This window comes from Devosia sp. XK-2 (assembly GCF_037113415.1).
Taxonomy (GTDB): Bacteria; Pseudomonadota; Alphaproteobacteria; order Rhizobiales; family Devosiaceae; genus Devosia.
In genome coordinates this window covers 1281687-1303879 of record NZ_CP146608.1, presented here as the reverse complement: position 1 = coordinate 1303879, position 22193 = coordinate 1281687, and the positions used below count along the sequence as shown (strand labels likewise).

Annotated in this window: 21 protein-coding genes and 1 tRNA gene; 7 read left to right on the top strand and 15 right to left on the bottom strand. The window is 62.7% G+C overall.

The window, feature by feature from the left end; translation table 11 throughout:
• Positions 1 to 191: 191 nt before the first annotated feature.
• Positions 192 to 560, bottom strand: coding sequence for a DNA-directed RNA polymerase subunit omega (gene rpoZ / locus V8Z65_RS06245; protein WP_338723234.1), 369 nt, complete (start codon positions 558 to 560; stop codon positions 192 to 194).
• Between the two features lie 227 nt (positions 561 to 787).
• On the opposite strand from rpoZ, the gene V8Z65_RS06240 reads away from it, so the two are divergent.
• The gene (locus tag V8Z65_RS06240) at positions 788 to 1339 is read left to right on the top strand and encodes an NYN domain-containing protein (protein ID WP_338723233.1); all 552 of its coding nucleotides are present in this window, start codon (positions 788 to 790) and stop codon (positions 1337 to 1339) included.
• Between the two features lie 236 nt (positions 1340 to 1575).
• Here V8Z65_RS06240 and smpB read toward each other — a convergent pair whose 3' ends face one another.
• Together smpB and dapA are read right to left on the bottom strand one after the other, a co-directional pair.
• The gene (smpB, locus tag V8Z65_RS06235; RefSeq protein ID WP_338723232.1) at positions 1576 to 2073 is read right to left on the bottom strand and encodes an SsrA-binding protein SmpB; all 498 of its coding nucleotides are present in this window, start codon (positions 2071 to 2073) and stop codon (positions 1576 to 1578) included.
• Positions 2074 to 2078: 5 nt separating this feature from the next.
• The gene (gene dapA, locus V8Z65_RS06230) at positions 2079 to 2954 is read right to left on the bottom strand and encodes a 4-hydroxy-tetrahydrodipicolinate synthase (protein ID WP_338723231.1); all 876 of its coding nucleotides are present in this window, start codon (positions 2952 to 2954) and stop codon (positions 2079 to 2081) included.
• A 173-nt stretch (positions 2955 to 3127) separates the two neighbouring features.
• Between dapA and V8Z65_RS06225 the strand changes: the two genes are divergently transcribed.
• Positions 3128 to 4078 carry an alpha/beta hydrolase gene (locus V8Z65_RS06225; RefSeq protein ID WP_338723230.1) on the top strand — a complete coding sequence of 317 codons (951 nt, stop codon included), beginning with the start codon at positions 3128 to 3130 and terminating at the stop codon, positions 4076 to 4078.
• Between the two features lie 7 nt (positions 4079 to 4085).
• On the opposite strand, the gene V8Z65_RS06220 is transcribed toward V8Z65_RS06225, so the two are convergent.
• The 4 genes from V8Z65_RS06220 to V8Z65_RS06205 form a co-directional block, all read right to left on the bottom strand.
• Complete coding sequence (locus V8Z65_RS06220) at positions 4086 to 4595, bottom strand: hypothetical protein (protein ID WP_338723229.1); 510 nt, start codon at positions 4593 to 4595, stop codon at positions 4086 to 4088.
• Positions 4592 to 4714 carry a hypothetical protein gene (locus tag V8Z65_RS06215; RefSeq protein ID WP_338723228.1) on the bottom strand — a complete coding sequence of 41 codons (123 nt, stop codon included), beginning with the start codon at positions 4712 to 4714 and terminating at the stop codon, positions 4592 to 4594. The genes V8Z65_RS06220 and V8Z65_RS06215 overlap by 4 nt, the downstream gene beginning before the upstream one ends.
• Before the next feature lie 10 nt (positions 4715 to 4724).
• The gene (locus V8Z65_RS06210; protein ID WP_338723227.1) at positions 4725 to 7601 is read right to left on the bottom strand and encodes an OmpA family protein; all 2877 of its coding nucleotides are present in this window, start codon (positions 7599 to 7601) and stop codon (positions 4725 to 4727) included.
• A 302-nt stretch (positions 7602 to 7903) separates the two neighbouring features.
• The gene (locus V8Z65_RS06205; RefSeq protein ID WP_338723226.1) at positions 7904 to 9214 is read right to left on the bottom strand and encodes a hypothetical protein; all 1311 of its coding nucleotides are present in this window, start codon (positions 9212 to 9214) and stop codon (positions 7904 to 7906) included.
• 391 nt (positions 9215 to 9605) lie between these two features.
• Between V8Z65_RS06205 and V8Z65_RS06200 the strand changes: the two genes are divergently transcribed.
• On the top strand, positions 9606 to 10346 hold the full coding sequence (locus V8Z65_RS06200; RefSeq protein ID WP_338723225.1) for an SDR family oxidoreductase: 741 nt from the start codon (positions 9606 to 9608) through the stop codon (positions 10344 to 10346).
• Between the two features lie 17 nt (positions 10347 to 10363).
• Here V8Z65_RS06200 and nagA read toward each other — a convergent pair whose 3' ends face one another.
• Genes nagA through V8Z65_RS06185 form a run of 3 tightly spaced genes read right to left on the bottom strand, consistent with a single transcriptional unit; the run spans position 10364 to position 13355 of the window.
• Positions 10364 to 11548, bottom strand: coding sequence for an N-acetylglucosamine-6-phosphate deacetylase (gene nagA, locus V8Z65_RS06195; protein ID WP_338723224.1), 1185 nt, complete (start codon positions 11546 to 11548; stop codon positions 10364 to 10366).
• Complete coding sequence (locus V8Z65_RS06190) at positions 11545 to 12555, bottom strand: SIS domain-containing protein (protein WP_338723965.1); 1011 nt, start codon at positions 12553 to 12555, stop codon at positions 11545 to 11547. The genes nagA and V8Z65_RS06190 overlap by 4 nt, the downstream gene beginning before the upstream one ends.
• A gap of 14 nt (positions 12556 to 12569) precedes the next feature.
• Positions 12570 to 13355 carry a GntR family transcriptional regulator gene (locus V8Z65_RS06185; protein ID WP_338723223.1) on the bottom strand — a complete coding sequence of 262 codons (786 nt, stop codon included), beginning with the start codon at positions 13353 to 13355 and terminating at the stop codon, positions 12570 to 12572.
• Positions 13356 to 13583: 228 nt separating this feature from the next.
• Between V8Z65_RS06185 and V8Z65_RS06180 the strand changes: the two genes are divergently transcribed.
• Both V8Z65_RS06180 and V8Z65_RS06175 read left to right on the top strand, forming a co-directional pair.
• On the top strand, positions 13584 to 14483 hold the full coding sequence (locus V8Z65_RS06180) for an N-acetylmuramic acid 6-phosphate etherase (RefSeq protein ID WP_338723222.1): 900 nt from the start codon (positions 13584 to 13586) through the stop codon (positions 14481 to 14483).
• A 182-nt stretch (positions 14484 to 14665) separates the two neighbouring features.
• The gene (locus tag V8Z65_RS06175) at positions 14666 to 15058 is read left to right on the top strand and encodes a GFA family protein (RefSeq protein ID WP_338723221.1); all 393 of its coding nucleotides are present in this window, start codon (positions 14666 to 14668) and stop codon (positions 15056 to 15058) included.
• Between the two features lie 65 nt (positions 15059 to 15123).
• Here V8Z65_RS06175 and V8Z65_RS06170 read toward each other — a convergent pair.
• A tRNA-Ser gene (locus V8Z65_RS06170) sits at positions 15124 to 15213 on the bottom strand.
• Between the two features lie 217 nt (positions 15214 to 15430).
• On the opposite strand from V8Z65_RS06170, the gene V8Z65_RS06165 reads away from it, so the two are divergent.
• Positions 15431 to 15973, top strand: coding sequence for a DUF2147 domain-containing protein (locus tag V8Z65_RS06165; protein WP_338723220.1), 543 nt, complete (start codon positions 15431 to 15433; stop codon positions 15971 to 15973).
• On the opposite strand, the gene V8Z65_RS06160 is transcribed toward V8Z65_RS06165, so the two are convergent.
• Positions 15974 to 16414, bottom strand: coding sequence for a glyoxalase superfamily protein (locus V8Z65_RS06160; protein WP_338723219.1), 441 nt, complete (start codon positions 16412 to 16414; stop codon positions 15974 to 15976). It abuts the gene before it with no gap.
• A gap of 285 nt (positions 16415 to 16699) precedes the next feature.
• On the opposite strand from V8Z65_RS06160, the gene V8Z65_RS06155 reads away from it, so the two are divergent.
• A complete protein-coding gene (locus tag V8Z65_RS06155) occupies positions 16700 to 17467 on the top strand; it encodes a sulfite exporter TauE/SafE family protein (RefSeq protein WP_338723217.1) in 768 nt (255 codons plus the stop codon).
• A 10-nt stretch (positions 17468 to 17477) separates the two neighbouring features.
• Here V8Z65_RS06155 and V8Z65_RS06150 read toward each other — a convergent pair whose 3' ends face one another.
• From V8Z65_RS06150 to V8Z65_RS06140, 3 genes are all read right to left on the bottom strand, one after another.
• The gene (locus V8Z65_RS06150; protein ID WP_338723963.1) at positions 17478 to 19571 is read right to left on the bottom strand and encodes a molybdopterin-dependent oxidoreductase; all 2094 of its coding nucleotides are present in this window, start codon (positions 19569 to 19571) and stop codon (positions 17478 to 17480) included.
• Between the two features lie 89 nt (positions 19572 to 19660).
• Entirely contained in the window at positions 19661 to 20278 is a 618-nt protein-coding gene (locus V8Z65_RS06145; RefSeq protein ID WP_338723215.1) for a hypothetical protein, read from the bottom strand.
• Between the two features lie 305 nt (positions 20279 to 20583).
• On the bottom strand, positions 20584 to 22161 hold the full coding sequence (locus V8Z65_RS06140; protein WP_338723214.1) for an MDR family MFS transporter: 1578 nt from the start codon (positions 22159 to 22161) through the stop codon (positions 20584 to 20586).
• Between the last annotated feature and the right edge of the window lie 32 nt (positions 22162 to 22193).

The window sequence follows — 22193 nt, the reverse complement described above, 5'->3', positions numbered from 1 at the left end:
GCTCCTGATATATTGAGATCGACGTACGCCGCAAGACCGGTGCATGCCATTCGAGCTGCCACTCAAGCTAGCTTTCGTGGCCTTCTCGCCTAAAATCGTCCCACCGGGACGATTTTGCCCATGGCACGTCTCGAAGTCTCTTGGCCTAGTCCGCTCAAATCGCTCCGCCGGAGCGATTTGCAGGACGCGGCCTAGTCGTCGCGGCGTTCCGGCGGAGCCAGGCTCTCGATACCGCGCAGCAGCTCTTCTTCGCTGATGGTGTCGAAATTGATCGCGTCGTCGTCGCCGGCGCTTTCGATCATCGGTGCAGCGCTGGTTTCGGGCTCGTCGACCTCGACATATTTCTGCAGCGAATGGATCAGATCCTCGTGCAGGTCTTCGGGCGAAATGGTGGCGTCGCCGATTTCGCGCAGGGCAACGACAGGATTCTTGTCATTGTCGCGCGGAACCGTGATCTGGGCGCCGGAGGAAATCATGCGCGCGCGATGGGCGGCCATGAGGACGAGATCGAATCTGTTTTCGACCTTTTCAATGCAGTCTTCAACGGTGACGCGTGCCACAGACGTCTCCACACTTTGGGGGAATGAAGGGCCGCAATACACGATGGTGCGGCTCATGACAAGGCTTGATGGGCCCTACCGGAGCCAAAAGCGGCTGCTTTACGCAGGCGTTCAAATGTGCGAATACCGAACTTAAGATTTTAAAGGTCTCGGCGGAATTTATTTAAGTGACCGTCTTTGACGGCTTTGCAAGCGCGGCAGTCCCCTGCCCCTAGGGAGTGTTCATCATGGCTATTGATCCCCGCGAGAAAATCGCGCTGTTCATCGACGGCGCCAATCTCTATGCCACCTCCAAGGCAATCGGCATCGATATCGATTATCGCAAACTTTTGACCGAATTTAACGCCAGGGCCTATCTGCTGCGGGCCAATTACTACACGGCATTGGTCGAGGATCAGGAGTATTCCTCGATCCGGCCGCTGATCGACTGGCTCGACTATAATGGCTATACGGTCGTGACCAAGCCGGCCAAGGAATTCACCGACTCCATGGGCCGCCGCAAGGTGAAGGGCAATATGGATATCGAGCTGACCGTGGATGCGCTCGAGCAGGCCCCTTATTACGACCACCTGGTGCTGTTTTCCGGCGATGGCGATTTCACAGCGCTGGTGGCGGCGCTGCAGCGCAAGGGCAAGCGGGTGACGGTGGTTTCGACGCTGACCACGCAGACCCCCATGATTTCCGATGACCTGCGGCGCCAGGCCGACTTCTTCATGGATGTCGCGGAACTCGCCAAAACGGTCGGACGGCCGCAGGTGCAGAAGCCGGTCGAGGCCTAGCGCAATGGACCGGCCAAAAATGCCGTTCAGTCCTCGGGCCTGCGTATGGGGCAACCGGATGAACCCACCCCACCCAGCTCTGCTACGGACCTGCCGGTCCTAGCGACGCTATCCTCTCCCTCAAGCGGAGGGAGAGCATTGGGGTATGACCGCCATTCGAGCGTAGCTCTCGTGGCCTTCTTGACTTGCCCGGCTCCACTGGAGCCTGGCATTCGCTTCGCGAACCGTCGGCGAAGTCAACCGCGCCCGCCTTCTTTCATGATGCGGGCCTTGTCGCGGTTCCAGTCGCGTTCGCGGCTGGTGGCGCGCTTGTCGTAATTCTTCTTGCCCTTGCCGACGCCGATCAGCAGCTTGGCCTTGCCCTGATCGTTGAAATAGAGCTTGAGCGGCACGATGGTGTTGCCAGCGCGGGCCACTTCCTGGTCGAGCTTGGCGAGCTGCTTTTTGGAGACGAGGAGTTTGCGCGGGCGCTTTTCCTCGTGATTGAAGCGATTGGCCTGCAGATATTCGGGGATATGCGCGTTGATCAGCCAGAGTTCACCGCGCTCGGGCGAGGCATAGGACTCCGCGATCTGCGCCTTGCCCAGGCGCAGCGACTTGACCTCGGTGCCGGTCAGGACGATGCCGGCCTCGATGGTGTCACCGATCTCGTAATCAAAGCGCGCGCGACGGTTTTCAGCCACCTGTCCGTGGCTGATCCATCCATTCTTGCTCTTGTCGTTCTTGGCTGCCATTGAACCTAGATAAGACCTGCGTGACGCATTGCAAAGTCCATGGCGTCCTGGGTCGGCTTGCTGATGGGGGTCAGGGGCAGGCGCATTTCATTGGCACAGAGATTGAGCCGGTTGGCGACATATTTCGCCGGGGCCGGATTCGGCTCCATGAACAGGTCCTTATGCAGGAAGGCGAGCTTGTCATTGATCTCGCGCGCACCGGCAAAATCGCCGGCGAGGGAAAGCTCCTGCATCTGCGCGCACAGGCCCGGCGCCACGTTCGAGGTCACCGAAATGCAGCCATGGCCGCCATGGGCATTGAAGCCGAGCGCCGTGCTGTCATCGCCCGAGAGCAGGATGAACTCCTTGCCCAGCTTGATGCGCTGCATGGTGGCGCGCTCCATGCTGCCCGTCGCATCCTTGACGCCAATGATATTGGTATGGGCTTCGCGCAGGCGGGCGATGGTGTCCACGGTCAAATCGACGACTGTACGGCCGGGCACGGAATAGAGAATGACCGGAATGTCGATGGCGCTGGCGACCGCGGAGAAGTGCTGAAACAGCCCTTCCTGATTGGGCTTGTTGTAATAGGGCACGACCGAAAGCACGGCATTCGCGCCAGTCTTTTCTGCGAACTTGGCGAGCGACACCGCCTCTGCGGTCGAGTTCGACCCGGCCCCGGCCACGACAGGCACGCGGCCATTGGCCACCTCGACGCAGATCTCGACGACGCGGCGGTGCTCTTCATGGCTGACCGTGGGGCTTTCGCCCGTGGTACCAACCGGCACCAGGCCATGCGTGCCCTCGGCAAGCTGCCATTCGACAAAGCTGGCGAAGGCTTTCTCATCCACGACCCCATCGCGCATGGGGGTGATGAGTGCCGTAATCGAACCTCGCAGCATTTTGTCGGTATTCCTCAATTGGGTGCCGGGCCTTCCGCCGGCACAGATTTTGTTGGCTCATTGGCCTAGCGTCGATGAGCGCCAAGCGCGGCGCACCATACTTTCAACAGCGTCTGGCCACAAGGCGCGTGAAACGCCTTGTTTGATGGCCGCCCAGGCCAGTAAATGGGGGGATGACGCCGCTTTTCAGCCGCCAACGCACGATCCCGGATGCGCACCCCGCCTTTGCCGGGCTGCCGGTGACCCGTATTTGCCTCAGCGATGCGCGAACGCGAGCGGCCGTGCATCTGCGCGGGGACTTCAGGGCAGGTCGCCTGCCGCTGGTCTGCCTGGCCGGTTATCACCGCAACATGAGTGATTTCGCGGCTTTTGCTGCCCATTTTCAACGGCTTGGTTCAGGTGACTGGCCCCTTGTTTTGCTCGACCTGCCCGGGCGCGGCCGCGCCGACGACCGTCCGCGCAAATCGCCCTATAGCACACTGACCGATGCGGATGACGTCGCGGACATTCTTATGGCGCTTGGCATTGGTCGGGCCATTCTGCTCGGCCAGGGCCATGGCGGACAGGTGATCATGGCGCTGGCGACGCGCCATCCGCTCGTGGTGGGCGGCACGATATTGCTCGATTCCGGCCCGGTTACGGATTCGCGCGGTATTGTGCGGCTGCGCAATAATCTAGCGCATGTCGAGGCCCTGCGCGGCGCCAGGACCGTAACCAATGGGTTCCGGCGCATGATGAGTGGCGACTATCCCGGCCATTCCGATGTCGAGCTGGACGCATTGGCGCTGCATAGCCATTGGTTCGACAAGCGCGGGCGGGCCCGGCCCCTGTTCGATCCACGCTTGATCGAGCAGATCAAGGATATCAGTTTTGACGACATTCTGGTGGCGCAATGGCCACTTTACGAGGCGCTCGGCTGCGCACCGCTAATGCTGCTGCGGACGCAATTGACCGACCAATTGCGACGCGAAACCTTCGATGAAATGGTGCGCCGCCGCCCCGATGCCACTACGCTGACCATAGCGGGCCAAGGCTCGCCGGCGCTGTTCGACCAGCAGGCCGAAATCGAGGCGGTTGCCGCGTTCGTCTTCGAGACCGGCCAGGTCGGCCGCCACGCAGCCTGACCCGGCTTTAGGCTATCGCCGTCGCCAGGAGCACGGCCTGCTCGACCCATTGCTCTCGCCGAATCCGGCCCTTGAGGGCAATGCGGCCTTCGAGCCAATCGATATGGGCCGGCGTCCAGGCAGCGATCTGGTCATAGTGATAGATGCCCAGATCATGCAGCGCCGATTCAGTTTTTTGCCCTATCCCTTTGATGGCACGCAGATTATCGGCCCGGCCGCGACGCGGCGCCGGCAGGTCGGGCGGGCGAATCTGCGCGGGGGCAGCGGCAGGCGTGAGCTCGGCCTGTGCTCGCTCGACGGCGCTGGCCAAACGGCGCGCGGCCGATCGATTTGCGGGTGGCCGCTGCAGTGGCGCTTCCGTGGCCTGCGGAGCCGCGGGCGCCGGCACAATAGCCAGGCGCGGACGGGCCGCGTAGCGCCGAACGGCGCCATGGGCGGCATAGCCCAGCATGCAGCCACCAAGATAGGCCACCAAGACCAGAAGCGCGATTTCGATAGCATGCTGGACCGGGATCATTGCCGATCCTCACTGCTCAGGCTCAGCCAACCCGTGACCAGCCCGATGGTCGCCGCGACGGCCATGAAGGGCCAGTAATAGCTGACCAGAAACAGCAATGTCGGCCAAAATGACGTCATGGCTGCCGGCCTAAACCGCCCCTTGTGCATTCCGTATCGATACGACAATGCGCCGGTTCTGCCGCTTGCCGTCGGTCGTGGCATTATCGGCCACCGGCCGGGTCTCCCCATAACCAATGGCGTAGAGCCGTTCCGGGGCGATTCCGCGCTCGATCAGCGCATTGACCACGGCTTCGGCCCGCGCCACAGACAGGGCCAGGTTGCGCTGGTCATCGCCGTCGCTATCGGTATGTCCCTCAACATTGATCGGCACACCTGGGCAAAGCGCGAGCGCCTCGGCAAAGGCGTCGAGCTCGCTGGAGGCGCCGGCCGAGATAATCGCCGCGCCCGACTGGAACAGAATGGCATTATGGGCCGAGAGCTCGGCGAGACTGGCTTCGCACAAACCCGAATTCGACGCAGCGGAAACCGGGGATGCGTCCGCCGGCTGGGCTTCTTCGGCAGGCGCCTCGCTGCCGGACAAGGCCATATCGGCCTGTCGCGCCTCTGGTTCAGGGGCGACCTGTTCCGATGCCGTCGATGAGGACAAGGCCAGCGACCAGCGCGGCAGGGCCGTGCCGAGGACCGTCTCGGCCTCAGCCTGCGAGGCAACATTAACGCCCCTGCCCCTGGCCATCCAGGACGTCCCGTCGAACGTCACCTCGCCCTCGGAAATCAGGGCCAGGACATCGAGCGCCTGCAGGACATCCTGCGCGAAAGTGTCGGGCGCGTTCGGGCGAATGAGGGTATTGTCGGTCACCGCGCCGCCGCCGCGCACGGCAAGAAAGCGCTGCAGCGATTCGGCAGGCACCGCCCCGGCGAACACGACAGCTCCCTCAGCCGACTTGGTCGCCGACCAGGTATAGGGTTCGCTATCGGTCGAGGCGGGCGCGGTCACGCCGGCGACGTCATCGAGCGCCAATATGCTGGCAATGGCCAGGCTGTTATCGCGGGCCTCCGCCGTTTCGGCGGTTCCGGTCAGCGTCCATTGGCGACCATCGAAGGCCACCCTGCCCTGTTCAAGGATCAACAAGGCGTCGACAGCGGCGCGCGCTTCAACCGCGAAATTGTCCGGCGCGCCAAGGGCAAGCTGGCTGGTATCGGTGCTGCGCGCGCCAACATGGACCTTAAAATAGTGCTGTAGCGACGCAGCCGGAACGTTGCCGGCGAATAGAAAACTGCGGTCGGGCAGGCGCTCGGCGGACCAGGTGAAGGGATCGGCAAGGACGGGTTGCGGTGGCAATGCCGCCAGAGCCAGTGTCCAGCCTGACCGCGCCAGGCCGCGCACGGCGAATTCGGCCTCGATCGAGCCCTGATCGATTGCCGATGCCGGCTCGCCTTCAACCGTCCAGCCTGCGCCGTCGAAATGCACCGCGCCCTGACGCAGCCACGGCAGGAAACGCAATGCCTGCTCCGCGGCAGCGACAAAATCGGGCGCCGCACCGGAGGCATAGCTGACCTTCGAGCGCGCCGATGCGCCGGCCAAAGCCAGCAATCGCGTTTCAACGTCCGGGCCTGGCAGCATGCCGCCAAGCGTTATAGCGCCATTGGCGTCCCGCTGGGCGGTGAAGGTATAATTGGCCGCCGGGGGTGCCTGGAAGGCCAGCTCGCCCAGCACCAATCCCTGCGGCAGTCCGCTATTGAGCAGCGTCTGGATCGCGCGATAATGGGTCGGCGACTGCGCAAAGCCGGACAGGGACACGGCATTGCCAGCCAATGCGAAGCGACCTTCGGACAAATGGGAGAGCAGTTCGAGCCCGAAATCGACGGCGCGATGATATTGCTCCGGCGCTCCGGCACCGAATTTCAGAAAGGAGACATCGGCGCCATCCAATTGCGCGAAAGCGGCCCGGGTCTTCTCGTCCGGAACATAGCCATCAAAGACCAGCACATCGCCCGGCTGGCGATTGATGCTGACCCAATAATCCGAAATGCGCGGCGGCTGCAGGTCGACAATCGAATTGGGGCCGGACAGGGCCTCGGTCACGGCTTGGGCAATTTCGATGCTGGCCGGCACGCCGGAAATGTGGCTCACGCCATCGACAATGCTCGCTTCGCCTCGCTCAAGCAGCGCCAATTGCTCAACCAAGAGCTTGGCCTGCTCGGCGAAGCCGGCCGGCGCACCCGAGGCCAGCGAGACGCCCGTGGCAATCGGCACGCCGGCCACATCGGCAAGCCGCAGCCGTTCGACAACCCGCTCCTCCGGCACATAGCCGGAAATGGCAATCCGCTCGCCGTCATATTCGGCGCGCCAAGTGTAGGGTTGGACCCGCACCGGCGCGAGATCAATGTCTCCGCTATTGATGGCGGGAGGAAGCGTGGCCAGCGCCATGCGCAAATGGCCCAAAGCCCGTTCGGAATTGGCGCGGCCGACAGCACTGAGCGTCAGTCCGGACAGTTCAAAGACGCCGGATTCGATGAAACGGGCTTGAGACAGGGCGAATTCGACACCCTCGCGCCATTGGCCCTCATCGGGCTGGCCGGACCGTATCTGCAGGTCCACGGCAGCCAAGCCGGGCGCCGCCATCAAGACCTGCCGCAATTCCTCATTTGGAACGCTTCCAAAAAGACTTACCTGTCCATTCTCAACCGCCACATTAACTCTATATGGTGCGGCCAAGGGCGCGATGGTTACAGTTTGATCGATCGCGGCTATGCCGGGCAGAGCGGCGAGACGCGCGAGGACGAAATCACGCTCGCTATCGGAGGATGTGGTGCCGGTCACGGCAAGCTGACGGCCGGAAACGGACAGATGTGCCCAATCGACCCCTGCGGCGTGAAGCGCGGCCCTGCCCTCGGATGCCAGACTATCCACCATGCCCGGCGTGGTGAGTGCCAGGGCTGCAAATGTGCCGCCCAAGACTGTCACAACACCCGGCGCCACCCACTTGAGGAGGTCCCTGATCATCCCGAATCCATTGGAAAACCACAATTTTTAAGAGGTTAGATGATTTGCAGGCGGGGACAAAGAGAAAATGAGGCCCGAAGCGAGGCAAGGGGGCGGACTGGCGAATAGCATTCTCTCGGATGCGGGATGCACGGATGAATCCCCCTCACCGACTCGGCTTCGCCGAGCCACCTCTCCCCGAGGGGGAGAGGAATTGGGTCGCCGCAACGCCACCGGAGCGAATTTGCCTGCGGCACGGCTCGAAGCAAAAAAGAAAGGCCCGGCAGAGCCGGGCCTTTCCGAATTCAGACGTAATCCAAGGATTACTTGAATTCCTTGGCAGCCTTGAAGGTGACCTTGTAGGCACCGTTCTGGTGAGCTTCGCCCTTGATCGAGGAGGTGAAACCACCACCCGGAGCCCAAGCGAGTTCGGCAGCGCCGTAGAAGTCCGAGGTCGAGTTGGTGATATCACCATAGACGCCGACTTCGCCGGTCAGCTTGATCGACTCGGAGACAGCAGCAACGAGCTGAGCAGCGACCTGGTAGCCGTCACGGCCGCCAGCGTTGTTCGAGTCGAAGTACTTGGCGCCGAGGTTGATCGACACGCCTTCGGTCACGGTGGCGCCGATGGAGCCGCCGAAGCCCCAGTCGGTGTTCAGGCCGGTCTGACCCAGAGCTTCACCCGACAGAGCGATGGTGAACATGTCGAAGGTGCCCTGACCGGACAGCAGAGCGTGCCAGGCAGTGGTCGCACCAACGGTCTGCGCAGCAAAGGCGCCGCGGATCTTGAAGGCATCGAAGGTGCCGGTCATGCCAGCATGAACCGACCAGGCTTCAACGTTACCGTCGAGGATACCACCGGCAAGACCGGTGATGTGGGCAGTGATGCCTTCACCAGCGTATTCGAGAACACCGACGGCGGTGCCGGCCCAAGCGGGCAGGGTGTCGTCGAGGTTTTCGAGACCGGCCTTGATGGTGACGCCATCAGCAACAGCCGAGACGACCTGGATCACGTGACCACCGGTGTCGAGGTTGCCGTTGAGGATATCCCACTTCACGCCCTTGTCGGCCCAATCGGAACCGGCAAGACCGAGCCAGTTGAACGGCTCGTCGTCGCCAAAGTTGGCAATCGAGCCCTTCTTACCAGCCATCAGAGTGGTGGTGTCGCCGACCGAGACATAGGCTTCGTCGAAGGTCAGGGCCTTGGCATCGTCAGTTGCCATCAGGGTTTCGTTCTGGACGCGGGTTTCCTGAATTTCCTTAAGCTTCAGGGTCACCGAGGCCGGACCGAAGTCGGACGAAGCAGTGCCGACAAACTTCAGCCAAGCTTCCATCTGCGATTCCCAATCGAGCTCCGACGGCGAAACGCCATCGTTGTCCATGGTGTCGCGGTTGCTGGCGCCGCCGAGGATACCGGCATAGACATAAGCGCCGCGGTAGTCGCCCCAGTTGAATTCGTACTTCACGCCGCCAGTGATCTGCAGGCAATTGTCAGCCGACGAGATGGTCAGGCCGGAGATGCCGAGCGAGTCACAGACGTCGAGCGAGGTGAGAACACCCAGATCGGCAGCGAAGCCAGCGGTCGAGAGACCAGCGGCAGCAACAGAACCGAGGATAAGGCTCTTGAGTTTCATTAATTGACCTCCAAAGTCAGTCATTCTTGTGCCGGTTACCCAGCGGTTTGTCGAAACGCGACCACACAATTCGTGGTGCTGTGTGTTGCCGTCGCGTTGCGACCGACAAACGATCCCATGCATGGATTCGCAAAACTCACTCTACGCATGCAAAAAGCTGACGCAATCGCGGCAAGCCGCTTTTGAGGCTGACACAATGTGGTTGCACAGCAGTTGTTGCAGATTCAGCACACAGTCAGAAACGGACTGTTAAGCGCGCTTAAGAATGCGTTAAAAATGCAGGCTTTCGGGGGCTTTGGGCCGGCCGTGCCGGCTATTCCAGGTTTTTGATAGAGAAATGAGGCACGCCGCCCCATCTGTGGCGGCGGTGTGAACGGGCGAGGAGATCGGCATGACGGATAAGAAGGTGGCTCTGGTGACTGGTGGTACGGCGGGAATCGGGCTGGGTGTGGCGAAAGGCCTTATGCGGGCGGGCTGGCAGGTCGTTATCTGTGGGCGGCGCGAGGCGCTGGTACGCCAGCTTTCTGCCGAGATGGGGTTTGCGGGCCATGTTTGCGATGTGGCCGATCCCTCCTCGGTCGAGGAGATGTTTGCCCATATTGCAGACCATCAGGGCCGTATCGACCTGGTGTTCAACAATGCCGGCCGTTTCGCACCTGCCGCCAATTTCGGCGATCTCGATATAGAGACCTGGCGCGAGATGATCGATACCAATCTCAATGGCGCCTTCTATGTGGCGCGGGCGGCATTCCGGATGATGCGGGGCCAGACCCCGCAGGGCGGGCGCATTATCAACAATGGGTCCATCTCGGCCCATGTGCCGCGACCGCAGGCCGCGTCCTATACGACGAGCAAGCACGCCATCACCGGACTCACCAAATCCATCTCGCTCGATGGCCGCGCCTTCAACATCGCCTGCGGCCAGATCGATATCGGCAATGCCGCCACGGACATGACCAGCAATATGGGTAGCGGATCATTGCAGGCAGATGGCTCGATGCGGCCCGAGCCGACATTCGACGTGGCCCATGTGGTGGATGCGGTCTGCTATATGGCCGGGCTGCCGCTCTCGGCGAATGTGCAGTGCATGACGGTGATGGCGACGACCATGCCCTATATCGGGCGGGGCTAGAACCTACGGTCGCGCGCCTAGGCGCGTGACGTTGGTTCTAGTTCCCTACACCAGACCTGCTCCCCGGCGATCCAGGTCGAGCGTACCTGTCGCGCATCCGAGAGGTGCACGAAGCTTGCTTCGGCGGCCGGGCGCAGATGGCCCAGTCGCTCGTCGGCGCCAATTGCGCGCGCTGGATAAAGAGAGGCCATGCGGAAGGCTTCGTCGGGCTCAAGGCCAATCGTGTCGATCATGTAATTGACCGCATCGATCATATCGAGATCGGCGCCGGCCAGCGTGCCATCGGCGAGCCGCAGTGCGCCGCCCGCGCGGGTGATGGTGCGGCCATTGAGTTCAATAGTCCTTAGATCGGTACCGGTCTGAGACATGGCGTCGGTCACGAGGAAAATGTGCCCCGGCCCCCGCTTGGCCCGCAGGGCGGCACCCATGGAGGCGGCGTGGACGTGAATACCGTCGGCGATGAGGCCCGCATGGACTTCCGGGCGATCGAGCACCGCGCCGACCAGGCCGGGCTCGCGATTACCAAGCTGGCTCATGGCATTGAACAGGTGCGTCGCCATGCTGGCGCCGGCATCGAAGGCGGCCATGGCCTGATCATAGCTGGCATCGGAATGGCCGATGCTGACCACGGCGCCGGCCGAGACCAGCCGGGCGATCTGCTCGGGCGGCACGGTTTCGGCAGCCACAGTGCAAAGCAGGTTCGGCAGGGCTTGGGCGGCCTGGCATAAACGATCAAGGTCGGTACCGTCCATTGGGCGGATAAGAGCAGGATCGTGCGTCCCTTTTCGCGCCAGCGCCAGGTGCGGCCCTTCCAGATGCAGACCGATAAAACCGGGCACTCGCTCAGCCTCCGCCGCCAGGCCCGCCGCAATGGCTTTCTCGTTGATTTCGGCCGTGTCAGTGATCAGCGTGGGCAGCAGGGCCGTGGTGCCGAACTGGGCATGCGCCGCACAGATCGTGCGGATGGCATCGACATTGGGGGCGTTGTTGAAGAGCACGCCCCCGCCGCCATTGACCTGCAGGTCGATGAAGCCGGGAACCAGCATGCCGCCGCCAAGTTCGACGCGCTCGGCATGGGCCGGGATTTCGGCGCTGGCCACAATGCTGGTGACATAGCCGAATTCGACCAATAGCGCGGCGCCATCGTGCCAGGCCTCGCCGTCGAAGACCCTGGCGCCACAAAAGGCCTTGAGGTCGCTCATATCGTCTCCGTAACCTTACGCAGCATTGGCGGCTCGTCGGGGTTGAGGCCGCGATGACGGGCCAACGCTTCGACAAAGCCATAGAAAGAGACGATCAACGCCAGGGGATCGGTAATCGGGTGGCCGGTGGTCGCGAATGGCAGGCGCGCGGCCGCACCAGGGCGGTCGCTGGTCACAAAGGCGCGCGCCCCCTGCCCCGCCAGCTTATGGGCCATATCGGCGACGGATGCCTCGGCGGCGTCGCGTGCGGCCAGGCCCAGCACGGGATAGCCCGGCGTTACGATGGAGACCGGGCCATGCATCACCTCGGCGGCGCTATAGGATTCGCCCTGAATACCGCAGGTCTCCTTGAATTTCAGCGCCGCTTCATTGGCGATGGCAAAACCGGGGCCGCGGCCGAGCACATAAAGGGCGGAATGGCCATCGAGTGCACCGATCATCTCCGACCAGTCGCATTTGACCGCCTCGGCAAGGCTTTCGGGCAGCGCTGCAACAGCCCTTTGCAGTTCGCTCTCGCCGCTCCAGCGCGCCAGAAGCGCCAGGCCCGCAACAACCGAGGCGACGAAGGTTTTGGTTGCTGCCACGCTTTTTTCCAGCCCGGCATGGAGGTCAATGGTGACGTCGCTGGCGCCGGCGAGCGGAGAATCAGGCGTGTTGGTGATGGCGATTGTGGTCGCACCGCTGCGACGGGCCGATTGGGCCATGCCAACAATGTCGGGGCTCTTGCCCGACTGGGAAATGGCAATGGCGGCGGCCTTGCCCAGCTTCAGGTCGCGACCATAAATCGAGGCGATGGAGGGGCCGACCGAGGCCACGGGCAGGCCCAATGTCAGCTCAATGGCATATTTGAGATAGGAAGAGGCGTGGTCGGACGAGCCGCGGGCCACGGTGACCACCACCGCGGGGTCCGTGGCGCGCAGTCTTGCAGCGGCATCGTCCAGGCTGGCAGCCGAAGCATCGAGGAAACCGGCCACAACCTGCGGGATCTGATCGACTTCCTGTCGCATATATGTCTGGGCGGTCACGACCTGCTTGCTCCATTGCCGGGATCGCCAAGCCGAAGCTCGGCGACAAAATCATAGGTATCGCCCCGATAGATGGAGCGGGTGAATTCGACGACACGGCCCGTGCCGAGATAGGAAATGCGCTCAATATTGAGGCCGGCCGAACCGACCGGCACCTGCAGGAGGTGAGCATCATCCTCCGAAATATTGGCCGCGCGAATGCGCTGGATGGCGCGGACCGGGCGCATGCCGGTCTTCTCAAGGTGCTTGTAAAGCGAATCCCTAATGGTCAGGGGCTCGGGCAATACCGCCATGGACAGGCTGGCGCGCTCGATAGCCAGCGGCATATCGCCCGTGAGGCGAAGGCGCGAGATGCGTGCCACCCGCTCGCCTGAGCCGAGGCCAAGGACAATAGTCTCTTCCGGCGATGGCGCATAAAGGCCCCGCTCCAGCCATTCGGCCCGCACAGCCATGCCGCGCCGCGCCATATCCTCGGTGAAAGAGGTCAATTGCGAAAGGGATTGTTCGACCCGCTGGGTTTCGGGCGCGACGAAAGTGCCCGAGCCGTGGCGCTGCACCAGAACCCCTTCATGCACGAGCTGCTGCACGGCCTTGCGTACGGTCACCCGGGACACGTCGGCGCGTTGCGCCAGGTCCCGTTCGGATGGCAGCGCATCGCCGGGGTTGATCAGCCCGCGCTTTATGGCATCCTCTATCCAGCGCTTGAGCTGGAGATAGAGCGGGCCACCAATCGGCAGAACGACCGGACCGTCGCCAAACAATGAGCCGGACTGTTCAGTCAATTGACCTCCTTGGCCGGTTGTTCGGGAAACCGGCGCGCTTGTTGCCGCCGGGGCGACCGACCTCATAATACCAATAAAATACCATTCACCAAGACCAATCTGCCGGACGGGCGACAAAATGTCCATGTTGCTGTGGATATTGCGCTTTTGTACTCATGGCTTTATCCCTTGCACGCATAGATACGGTAAGTGGTATGTTTTTGGCATTATAGCCAGCAGGAGCAGCGAATGACCGAGAGGCAGACGGAAGCGCGGCACGCCAAAGCCTTCGGCCTGGATCTGCTGCCCGACACCGAGATTTTGATACTGCTGGCTGCCGGCCAGGCCGAGGCAGCCCAATGCACGGCCTCGGCCGTGCGCGAGATTGCGCTGGGCGCCGAACGCATGGCCAGGGCCCTTAGGAGCGGCGGGCGGCTGATTTACGCGGCGGCGGGCAGTTCGGGCCTGATGGCGCTGGCCGATGCCCTTGAGCTGCCGGGAACCTATGGTATTGCGCGCGACCGTATCGTGGTGCTGCTGGCGGGCGGCATGGATGCCTTGCGCGACATGCGTGGTGGACCGGAGGATGATGCGGACGAGGCAAGAATGGCCGTCGAGGCGCTGTCGCTGGATGCAAATGATTGCCTGATTGCGGTAACGGCCAGTGGACAAACGCCTTACCCGCTCGCGGCGGTCGGTGCGGCCCGTCAGGCCGGAGCCCATACGATCGGCATCGCCAATAATGCCGGCGCGCCGCTATTCGACATGGTGGATGTGGCCATCTGCCTGCCCACCCCCGCAGAAGTTATTGCCGGCTCGACCCGGATGGGCGCCGGCACGGCGCAGAAAATTGCCCTCAATATGCTGTCCACCTTGATGGCCGTTCGCCTCGGGCATGTGCATGACGGGTTCATGGTCAATGTGATCGCGGATAATGACAAGCTGCGCGACCGCGCCTGCGGCATCGTCGCGGCCGTGGCCGGCGTCGACGAGGCGAAAGCCCGGCAAGCACTGACCGCCAGTGCCGGTGCGGTGAAGCCCGCGATCCTCATGGCACGCGGCATTGCCAGCCTGGCCGAGGCGGAAGGCCTGTTGCTGAAACATGAGGGGCATTTGCGCCCAATCCTTGCCGAGCTGCCAGATCGGTAATCGCGGCGGCGTCGGCGCCGCATTTGCGATGCCCGCTTGGCGAGACGGCAAGGGAGCGGGCTGATGGCATCGACCGACCGAAGACGGGCAAGGGAGCACGATCCTACCTCCTGGCCGTTCGATGCCGACCGCGCTAGACAGGACCGATTGCTCCAGATGCTGGAAATCGGAAGGTGTGAATCATGCCGGATGTCGTCGGAGGATGCCTTTGTGGCCAGGTGCGATTTCGGGCGATTGGCGAGCCCTATCGTGTCGGATTATGTCATTGCCTCGATTGCCGAAAGCACCATGGCGCGCTTTTTCACGCCTCAGCGATCTACCCGGAGACTTCAGTGTCCGTGACCGGGCAAAGCCATGCCTATGAGGGACGACATTTTTGCCCCCGATGCGGTTCTTCGGTCTTTTCACGCAGCGGCGACGAAATCGAGATCAATCTGGGTGCCCTTGATGACCCCAATCAGTTCCGTCCGACCTACGAGCTCTGGACGATCCGTCGCGAGGCCTGGCTACCGCCATTCCCTGGTGTGATGCCCTATCCCCGGGATCGCGAGGGACCGGGTCGAACCGAGCCATGATGTGGTGAGGGCGGTCTTTGTACCGACTCGTCCTTCAGGACGCCAAGCAGTGGTCGGGAAGAAGATGGCGGAGAGGAAGGGATTCGAACCCTCGAGACAGTTGCCCATCTGCACCCTTAGCAGGGGTGTGCCTTCGACCACTCGGCCACCTCTCCGGCGCGGTCGGGTCTAGCGGGCCAACTGTAGGATGGCAAGTGGTTTTTGTCCGGGCGGCGGCAAGGCCTTGCCGGCTGTGGATGGACGGGCAAGCGGCGCGCCGCAATTTGGTTGGTTTGCTCGGGCATTCATGGCTTAAATCGCGGGCGAGGCGATGATATCTCCGAGTCGCGCCGCGTAGCGGCCTCAGGGCAAAGGCAGGTTTGGATGACTGGCATGAGCGGATTTCGGCGCTGGCTGGCCCTTATGGCGGTGGCTATGGCCCTGGCGCTGGGCGGCAACGTTTCGGTCCGGGCGCAGGCGCCGATCGAGGGGGTCTGGCGCACAGCGCTCAAGTCGGAGGTCACCATAACGGCCTGTCCGGACGGCTTTTGCGGCCATCTCTCGCATATCGTCGTGCCCGAGGGCATGTTGAGCGGGGCAGAGGCGGAAGCGGCTGCCGCCATGGATCCAGCGGAGTTCTTCGACTATCGCAACAAGGACCCCAATCTGCGCGACCGGCCCATGCTGGGCCTGCAGATCCTGACCCTTTGGCAAGGCCGTGAGCCCTATCTCTACGATGGGGAAATCTACAATCCCGAGGACGGCAATAGCTATTCGGGCTACGTCGAAATGGTCGGCCCGGACACGGCGCGGCTCAATGGCTGCGTGTTGTTCAATGTGGTTTGCCGCGGCGAGGAATGGACGCGCGTTCCGCTCGAAGAGCTGGAAGCGCGGGCCCAGGCCGAGGCGGTGGAAGCCGTCGCCCCGGCGCAATAGTCATTCCTTCATCAGCCGCATCTGCGGTTGGCCATTGCCGCGCAAGGCCGGCGATATGCCCCGGATATCCACGGTCGAGACCACACGCTGGCGGAAGGCGGCAAACATGAAGTCGGGCGTGACATTGACCGGCTCATCGAACTGGATGGTCACGGTATAAGCCTGCATATTGTGGGCAAGCTGCACCCCGATCAACACGCCTTTGAAGGGCTGCTCGAGATAAAAGCCTTTTACGCGCATGCCGACCTGGAAGGGCACATTGACCCGGTCGGGCAAGGCGGCGCGCGCCGTGTTCCAATCGCGATAGCCATGGGCGCGCGCGACCTCTTCCAGGGCCGCGCCATGGGTCAGCGGCCGGCCGGCGCGGGCGCGCTCTTCGCGCAGGGACTTCGCCTCGGACTTCAGGGTCTGGGCGGAGGGGGTGTCGAGAGAAAAAGACATGGTTCGGGTCTCTCCAAATTGGAGGCGTCTCGTCCATGGGAGCCCGCATTGCCATGATGCGCCTTGGGAGAAAACAACCGAAGGGATCATTTGCCTAAAACTGGCTTCACCATGGATCTGCCGATCCGCGGGCGGCTGGTGCCAGCAACCGTGGCGGTAAATGCGCTCGGGCTGGCGGGAAGTCAAGAGGGACCGATCAAAAGGGGTGATGGGCCGATCAGACAATTGCGTTAGGCGGATGGCCGGCAAGGCGCTAGGAACGGCGGACGCACGATGGGGGGAATGATGACCGAGCTGCTGCTATTTTTAGCCGGCCTTGTGGGCGGGGCGCTCAATTCGCTTGCCGGCGGCGGCTCGTTCATCGTCTTTCCCGCCCTGCTGTTTTCCGGTGTGCCGCCGGTCCTGGCCAATGCCTCCAATACCTATGCCGCCCTACCCGGCTATGTCAGCGGCGCCCTGGGCTATTGGTCCTCGGTGGCAGGTTATCGGGACCGCCTGGTCATCTATGGCATTGTCGCGGCGCTGTTCGGCTATGTCGGGGCAGAACTGCTGCTGGTGGTGTCGGACGAACAATTTTCGCTGGTGGTGCCATGGCTGATGGCATTCGCCGTGGCGCTATTCGTGTTCGGCAATCGCATCAATGCGGCACTGCGCGCCCGCAGCGGCGAGCGGCGGGGCCTCAGGGTGCTCGGCATGGTGCTGATCCTCTCCCTGCTGGCCGCCGTCTGCGTCTATGGCGGGTTCTTCAATGCGGGCCTGGGCATTTTGCTGCTGGCCTTCCTCGCCATGGCTGGCATGACCGATATCCACGCCATGAACGGGCTGAAGCTCTATATTTCGTCCATCGTGGCGGTAGTGGCAGTGGCGCGGTTCGCGCTCAATGGCACGATCGACTGGTATCACGGCTCCATCGCGCTGGTGGGCGTGACCATTGGCGGCTATGCGGCGGCGCGGCTGGCCAAATTCATCCCGACCCTGTGGATCCGCTGGGGTGTGATTGTCTATGGCATTGGGATGACGGGCTATTTTTTCTGGACGGCCTATTGGGCCTGACCCGTAACCCCTAGTCCGCCGGCCTGACCCAGACCGCGGCGTCGTGGAACGGCGCGCCGCCAAAGGGCGGAGCCGGCTCAGCGCTGGTCAGCATATTGATGCCCTGCTCGCCCCGATGCGCCTTGTTGCGATGCAGGCCCTCCGCGATCAGCACGCCGGTGCGCAAGCCATCGAACAGGCGCGCGGTCAATTGCACCGAACCGCGGTGATTGCCCACCGTGACGGCAGCACCATCGGCTATGCCTAGCCGGGCAGCATCGTCGGGGTGGATGAAAACGCTCGGCTCACCCTCGCGCTTGAGGCTGCCGGGGGTCTGGTTGAAGGACGAATTGAGGAAAGCCCGGGCGGGGCTGGTGGCCAGCTTGAACGGGTGTTCAGTACTGGTGGCCTCGGTAATGGCCCAATGATCGGCAAAGCGCGGCATGATGGCCGGGTCGCAGACCCAGCGATAGCCCTTGGCGGCAGAGACGGCCTGCCAGTCCGGCGCGAAGCGGAAACGGCCGTCGGGCCAGGCAAAGCCCTTGGCGAAACGCGCTTCCTCGTCGGGGCGCTCCCTATCGACAAAGCCGGTTCGTTCAACCTCTTCGAGCGATGGATAGTTGGACCGCGCAAAGGTGTCAGCCACCATATCGCGGGCGCTGGTGCGGAAAATCGGATCGTCGCTGCCCAGCCGCAGGGCGATGGAGTTGATGACCTCGTGATTGGAGCGGGCCTCGCCCGGTGCGTCGACCACAGCGGGGCCGTAGAGCACCCGGGTATGGCCGCCGCGGGTGTAATAGTCGTTGTGTTCTAAAAACATGGTGGCGGGCAGGACAATATCGGCCAGTTCGGCCGTTTCGGTCATGAACTGCTCATGGACCACCAGGAACAAGTCCTCGCGCCGTAAGCCTTCGTGCACCAGCTTCTGATCGGGCGCGATAGAGGCGGGATTGGTGTTCTGGACGATCATGGCGTGCACTGGCCCGCCGCCCTGCAGGGCCTTTTCGTCGCCTGTGAGAATGGGACCGATCTCGGACATGTCGAGCAGGCGCGGATTGCCCTTTTGCAAATGGCTGCCCTTGAGCCGCGACTTGTCGAGTGCCCAGGTGCCTGAATTGGAATGGAAGGCGCCGCCCCCCCGGTGCTGCCAGGCACCGGTCATGGCCGGAATGGAAAGGGCCGCATGCATGGCCGTCGAGCCATTGCGTTGGCGCGAAAAGCCGAAGCCAAGGCGGAAGAATGTTCTGGGCGTCTTGCCGACGAGATGGGCAAAGGCCTCGATTTCCGCTACAGACAGGCCGGTGATTTCGGCCGCCCATTGCGGCGTGCGCGAGGCGAGGTGGGCTTCGAACTCCGGCGAGAAATCGGTGAACCGGGCTATATAGTCCCGGTCGGCCAGACCGTCGCGCAGCAGCACATGCATGGTGGCCACGGCCAGGGCGCCATCGGTGCCGGGGCGCAGGACCAGGCCCATATCGGCCTGATCCATGGTGGCATTGCGATAGATGTCGATGACCACGACCTTGGCGCCGCGCGTCTTGCGGGCCTTCATGGCATGGGTCATCACATTGACCTGGGTATGCACCGCATTGGTGCCCCAGATGACAACGCAATCGCTTTCGGCCATCTGTTCGGGATTGACCCCGCCCAGAAGCCCGGTGCCAGCGATATAGCCTGGCCAGGCAAGGCCGGTGCAGATCGTGTCATATTGGTGCGAATAGCCGCGGACGGCGCGCAACCGCTCAATACCGTCGCGTTGCACATGGCCCATGGTGCCGGCATAGAAATAAGGCCAGATTGCCTCAGGGCCATGCCTTTGCTCAATCTCGAGGAAGCGCGCGGCAATTTCGTCCAGCGCCTCGTCCCAGGAGATGGGTTGCCACTGCCCTGCCCCCTTCGGGCCAATGCGGCGCATGGGATGAGTCAGGCGGTCGGGATGATGGATGCGCTCGGCATAGCGCGCGACCTTTTCGCAGATCACGCCGGCCGTATAGGGATCGTCCTTGGCGCCGCGTACCCGGCCCACCGTGCCGTCGACCAGAATATCGACATCGAGCGCGCAGACCGAAGGACAGTCGTGCGGGCAGACGGAGCGGATGGTGCGCTGGGCAATCGGGGCGTTCATGGTCGGCACGATACGCCCCACCCCTGCCCTGCGACAATCGCTTTGTGGTGATGGGAGAGATCAGGACAGGTGATAAGGCCTGAGCGAGGCTAGGCAGCGAAGGCCTTCGTCGCCGTTTCGCTATTGCGGCGGGCGCGTGTGGCGGCGTGCTTGGCCAATTGGGCGGCGCCGCCATGGAACTGCGAAAAGGTGATGCGACCGGAAGAGCCGGTAATGGTGACGCCGCGCCAGTTTGGCCGAACGGCCCGGACCTCGCCCCATTCCAGCCTGGTCACGCGGCCCAAGGCGCTACGATGGGTGACTTGACGATGATCCCAGCGCGTCTGGGTGAAGAGCCCCGCCATGCCTATGCCAAGCGAACCACCGGCCAACAGGATCACCGCCAGATAAGTCGCGATCAATTGGGCGGTGTCGGCCACGTGGCCCATGATGATCACCGCGAAGAGCAACACAGCCGCCAAAGCCGCTGCGCCATAGCAGGCGAAATATTCAACGATGGACGGCCGCAATTCGGCCCAGCCCCCTTCAACGACAATTGCCTCCTCGGGCTGCAGCAGCCGCAATGCCAGAAAGGCTGCGTAACCGAAGGCCACCACGCCCGCCGTGCGCGACAGCGGCAGATGCTCGGTCATGGGAATGTGCTTAAGGACGATGAGAAGGGTAATCGTGATGAGCGGCAAAGCCACTTCCTGCCAACGCAAAGGCACGCTTTCAGTCTCCATATGGCGGGGCCGGCGACGCAAACTCGGCAGTTGTCCTCAGCAAAAGGTACGCAAACGCGGTGATTTGACCATTCACAATTTCGCCATAGATGGGGCGGCATGGCCCCAATCGGCTCACGCGATGAGTCAACGGGTTGAAAAAACGAATCCGGTCGTTGCCAGCCAGAGTCACGACATCTCCCTAAGCCATTGAACTGCAAGCATTTCAGACCGGATACCAATCAAGACCGCCCCGGGCACTCGCCGGAGCGGTCAAAAATGCGTGGGATCACAACCGTGGTAGAAATGTCTCAACCCCGGACACTGGCTGGCGCGCCAGCCAATGCGGCGCTGGTCTGTTTCTCGGCGTCGGTTTCGGCTTCCGGTTCTTTGCGCAGGGTGGTTGCCAGGGGCAATTCTTCGAGCAGGAAGGTCAGGCAGAAGGCCAGGATGGCCACACCGGCGGCAGTGAAGAATACGGGATGAAGCGCGGAGGCAAATGCCTCAAGCATCTGGTTGCGCAAGGGTTCGGGCATGCTCGCCACGGCCTGGGCGCTGAAGCCTGCCGACCCTGCCCCCTCGGGCATGACGGCGCTCAACCGCTCGGCCAGGCCGCTCGAAAAAATGGCACCGAAAATGGAAACGCCAATGGACCCGCCGATCTGGCGGAACAGTGTGTTGCCAGCAGTGGCCGCCCCGACCACCGCGCGCGGCACGGCGTTTTGCGTGGCGGTAATGCTGACGCTGTTGACCGGCCCGATGCCCGCGCCAACCAGGAACATATAAATGGCGATCTGCCAGGCTGGGGTGTCGAGCTGCATGGTGGCGAGCAAGAGACAGCCTGCCGTCAGGACCAGGGTCGAGAGCTGCGGCAATAGCTTATAGCGACCCGTGCGGGTCATCAGGAAACCGGACAGCATCGACGTGCCGATCATGCCCACCATCATGGGCACGAGCTGCAATGCCGAATCCATGGGCGACACACCCTTGGCCAATTGCAGATACATGGGCAGGAAGGTGATCGAGCCGAACATGGCCATGCCCACCAAAAAGCCGATACCGCTGGTCAGGGCAAAGGTATTGATGCGGAAAAGGCTCAGCGGCAGCACGGGCTCGGCGGCCCGCGCCTCGGTCCAGACAAAGGCCGAGAGCATGGCGAGGGCGAAGACGACCAGGCCGGCGATCTGCGGCGAGAGCCATGGCCAAGTATTGCCGCCCAGCGATGTGGCCAGCACGAAAGCGGTAAGGCCGCCGGAAAGCAGCACGAAGCCTGGATAGTCGATGGCGTGCTTGACGCGGATGCCGCGTGGCTTGAGCGCGACCGCGATGACGGCCAGCGCGAGCAGGCCCAGCGGCAGGTTGATCAGAAAGATCCACTGCCAGGAAATGTGCTCGACAATGAAGCCGCCGAGCAGTGGGCCGACCACCGTCGCCACGCCAAAGACAGCGCCGAACAGGCCCTGCACCCTGCCCCGCTGGCGCGGTGGAATAATATCGGCAACTACCGTCATGGCGACCACCATGAGACCGCCGCCACCCAGCCCCTGAATGGCGCGCGCGGCGATGAGGTAGGTCATGTTCGTGGCCATGGCAGAGAGCACGGCACCTACAAGGAAAATGACGATGGCGACCTGAAGCACGATCTTGCGGCCATAGAGATCGCCGAGCTTGCCATAGATCGGCGCCACCACAGTGGAGCTGAGCAGATAGGCAATCACGACCCAGGTGAGATGGTCGAGCCCGCCAAGCTGCCCGACAATGACCGGCAGGGCCGCCGAGACAATGGTTTGGCCCAGGGAGGCCAATAGGAGGGTGACGGCGACCGCGCCGATGACAAGGGCAACGGATGGATTGTCCGGCTCTGCGGCCGGTTGAATGGGGGTGGACATTGGGGCATTCCTTGCGAGCACGGCCGGTGCAA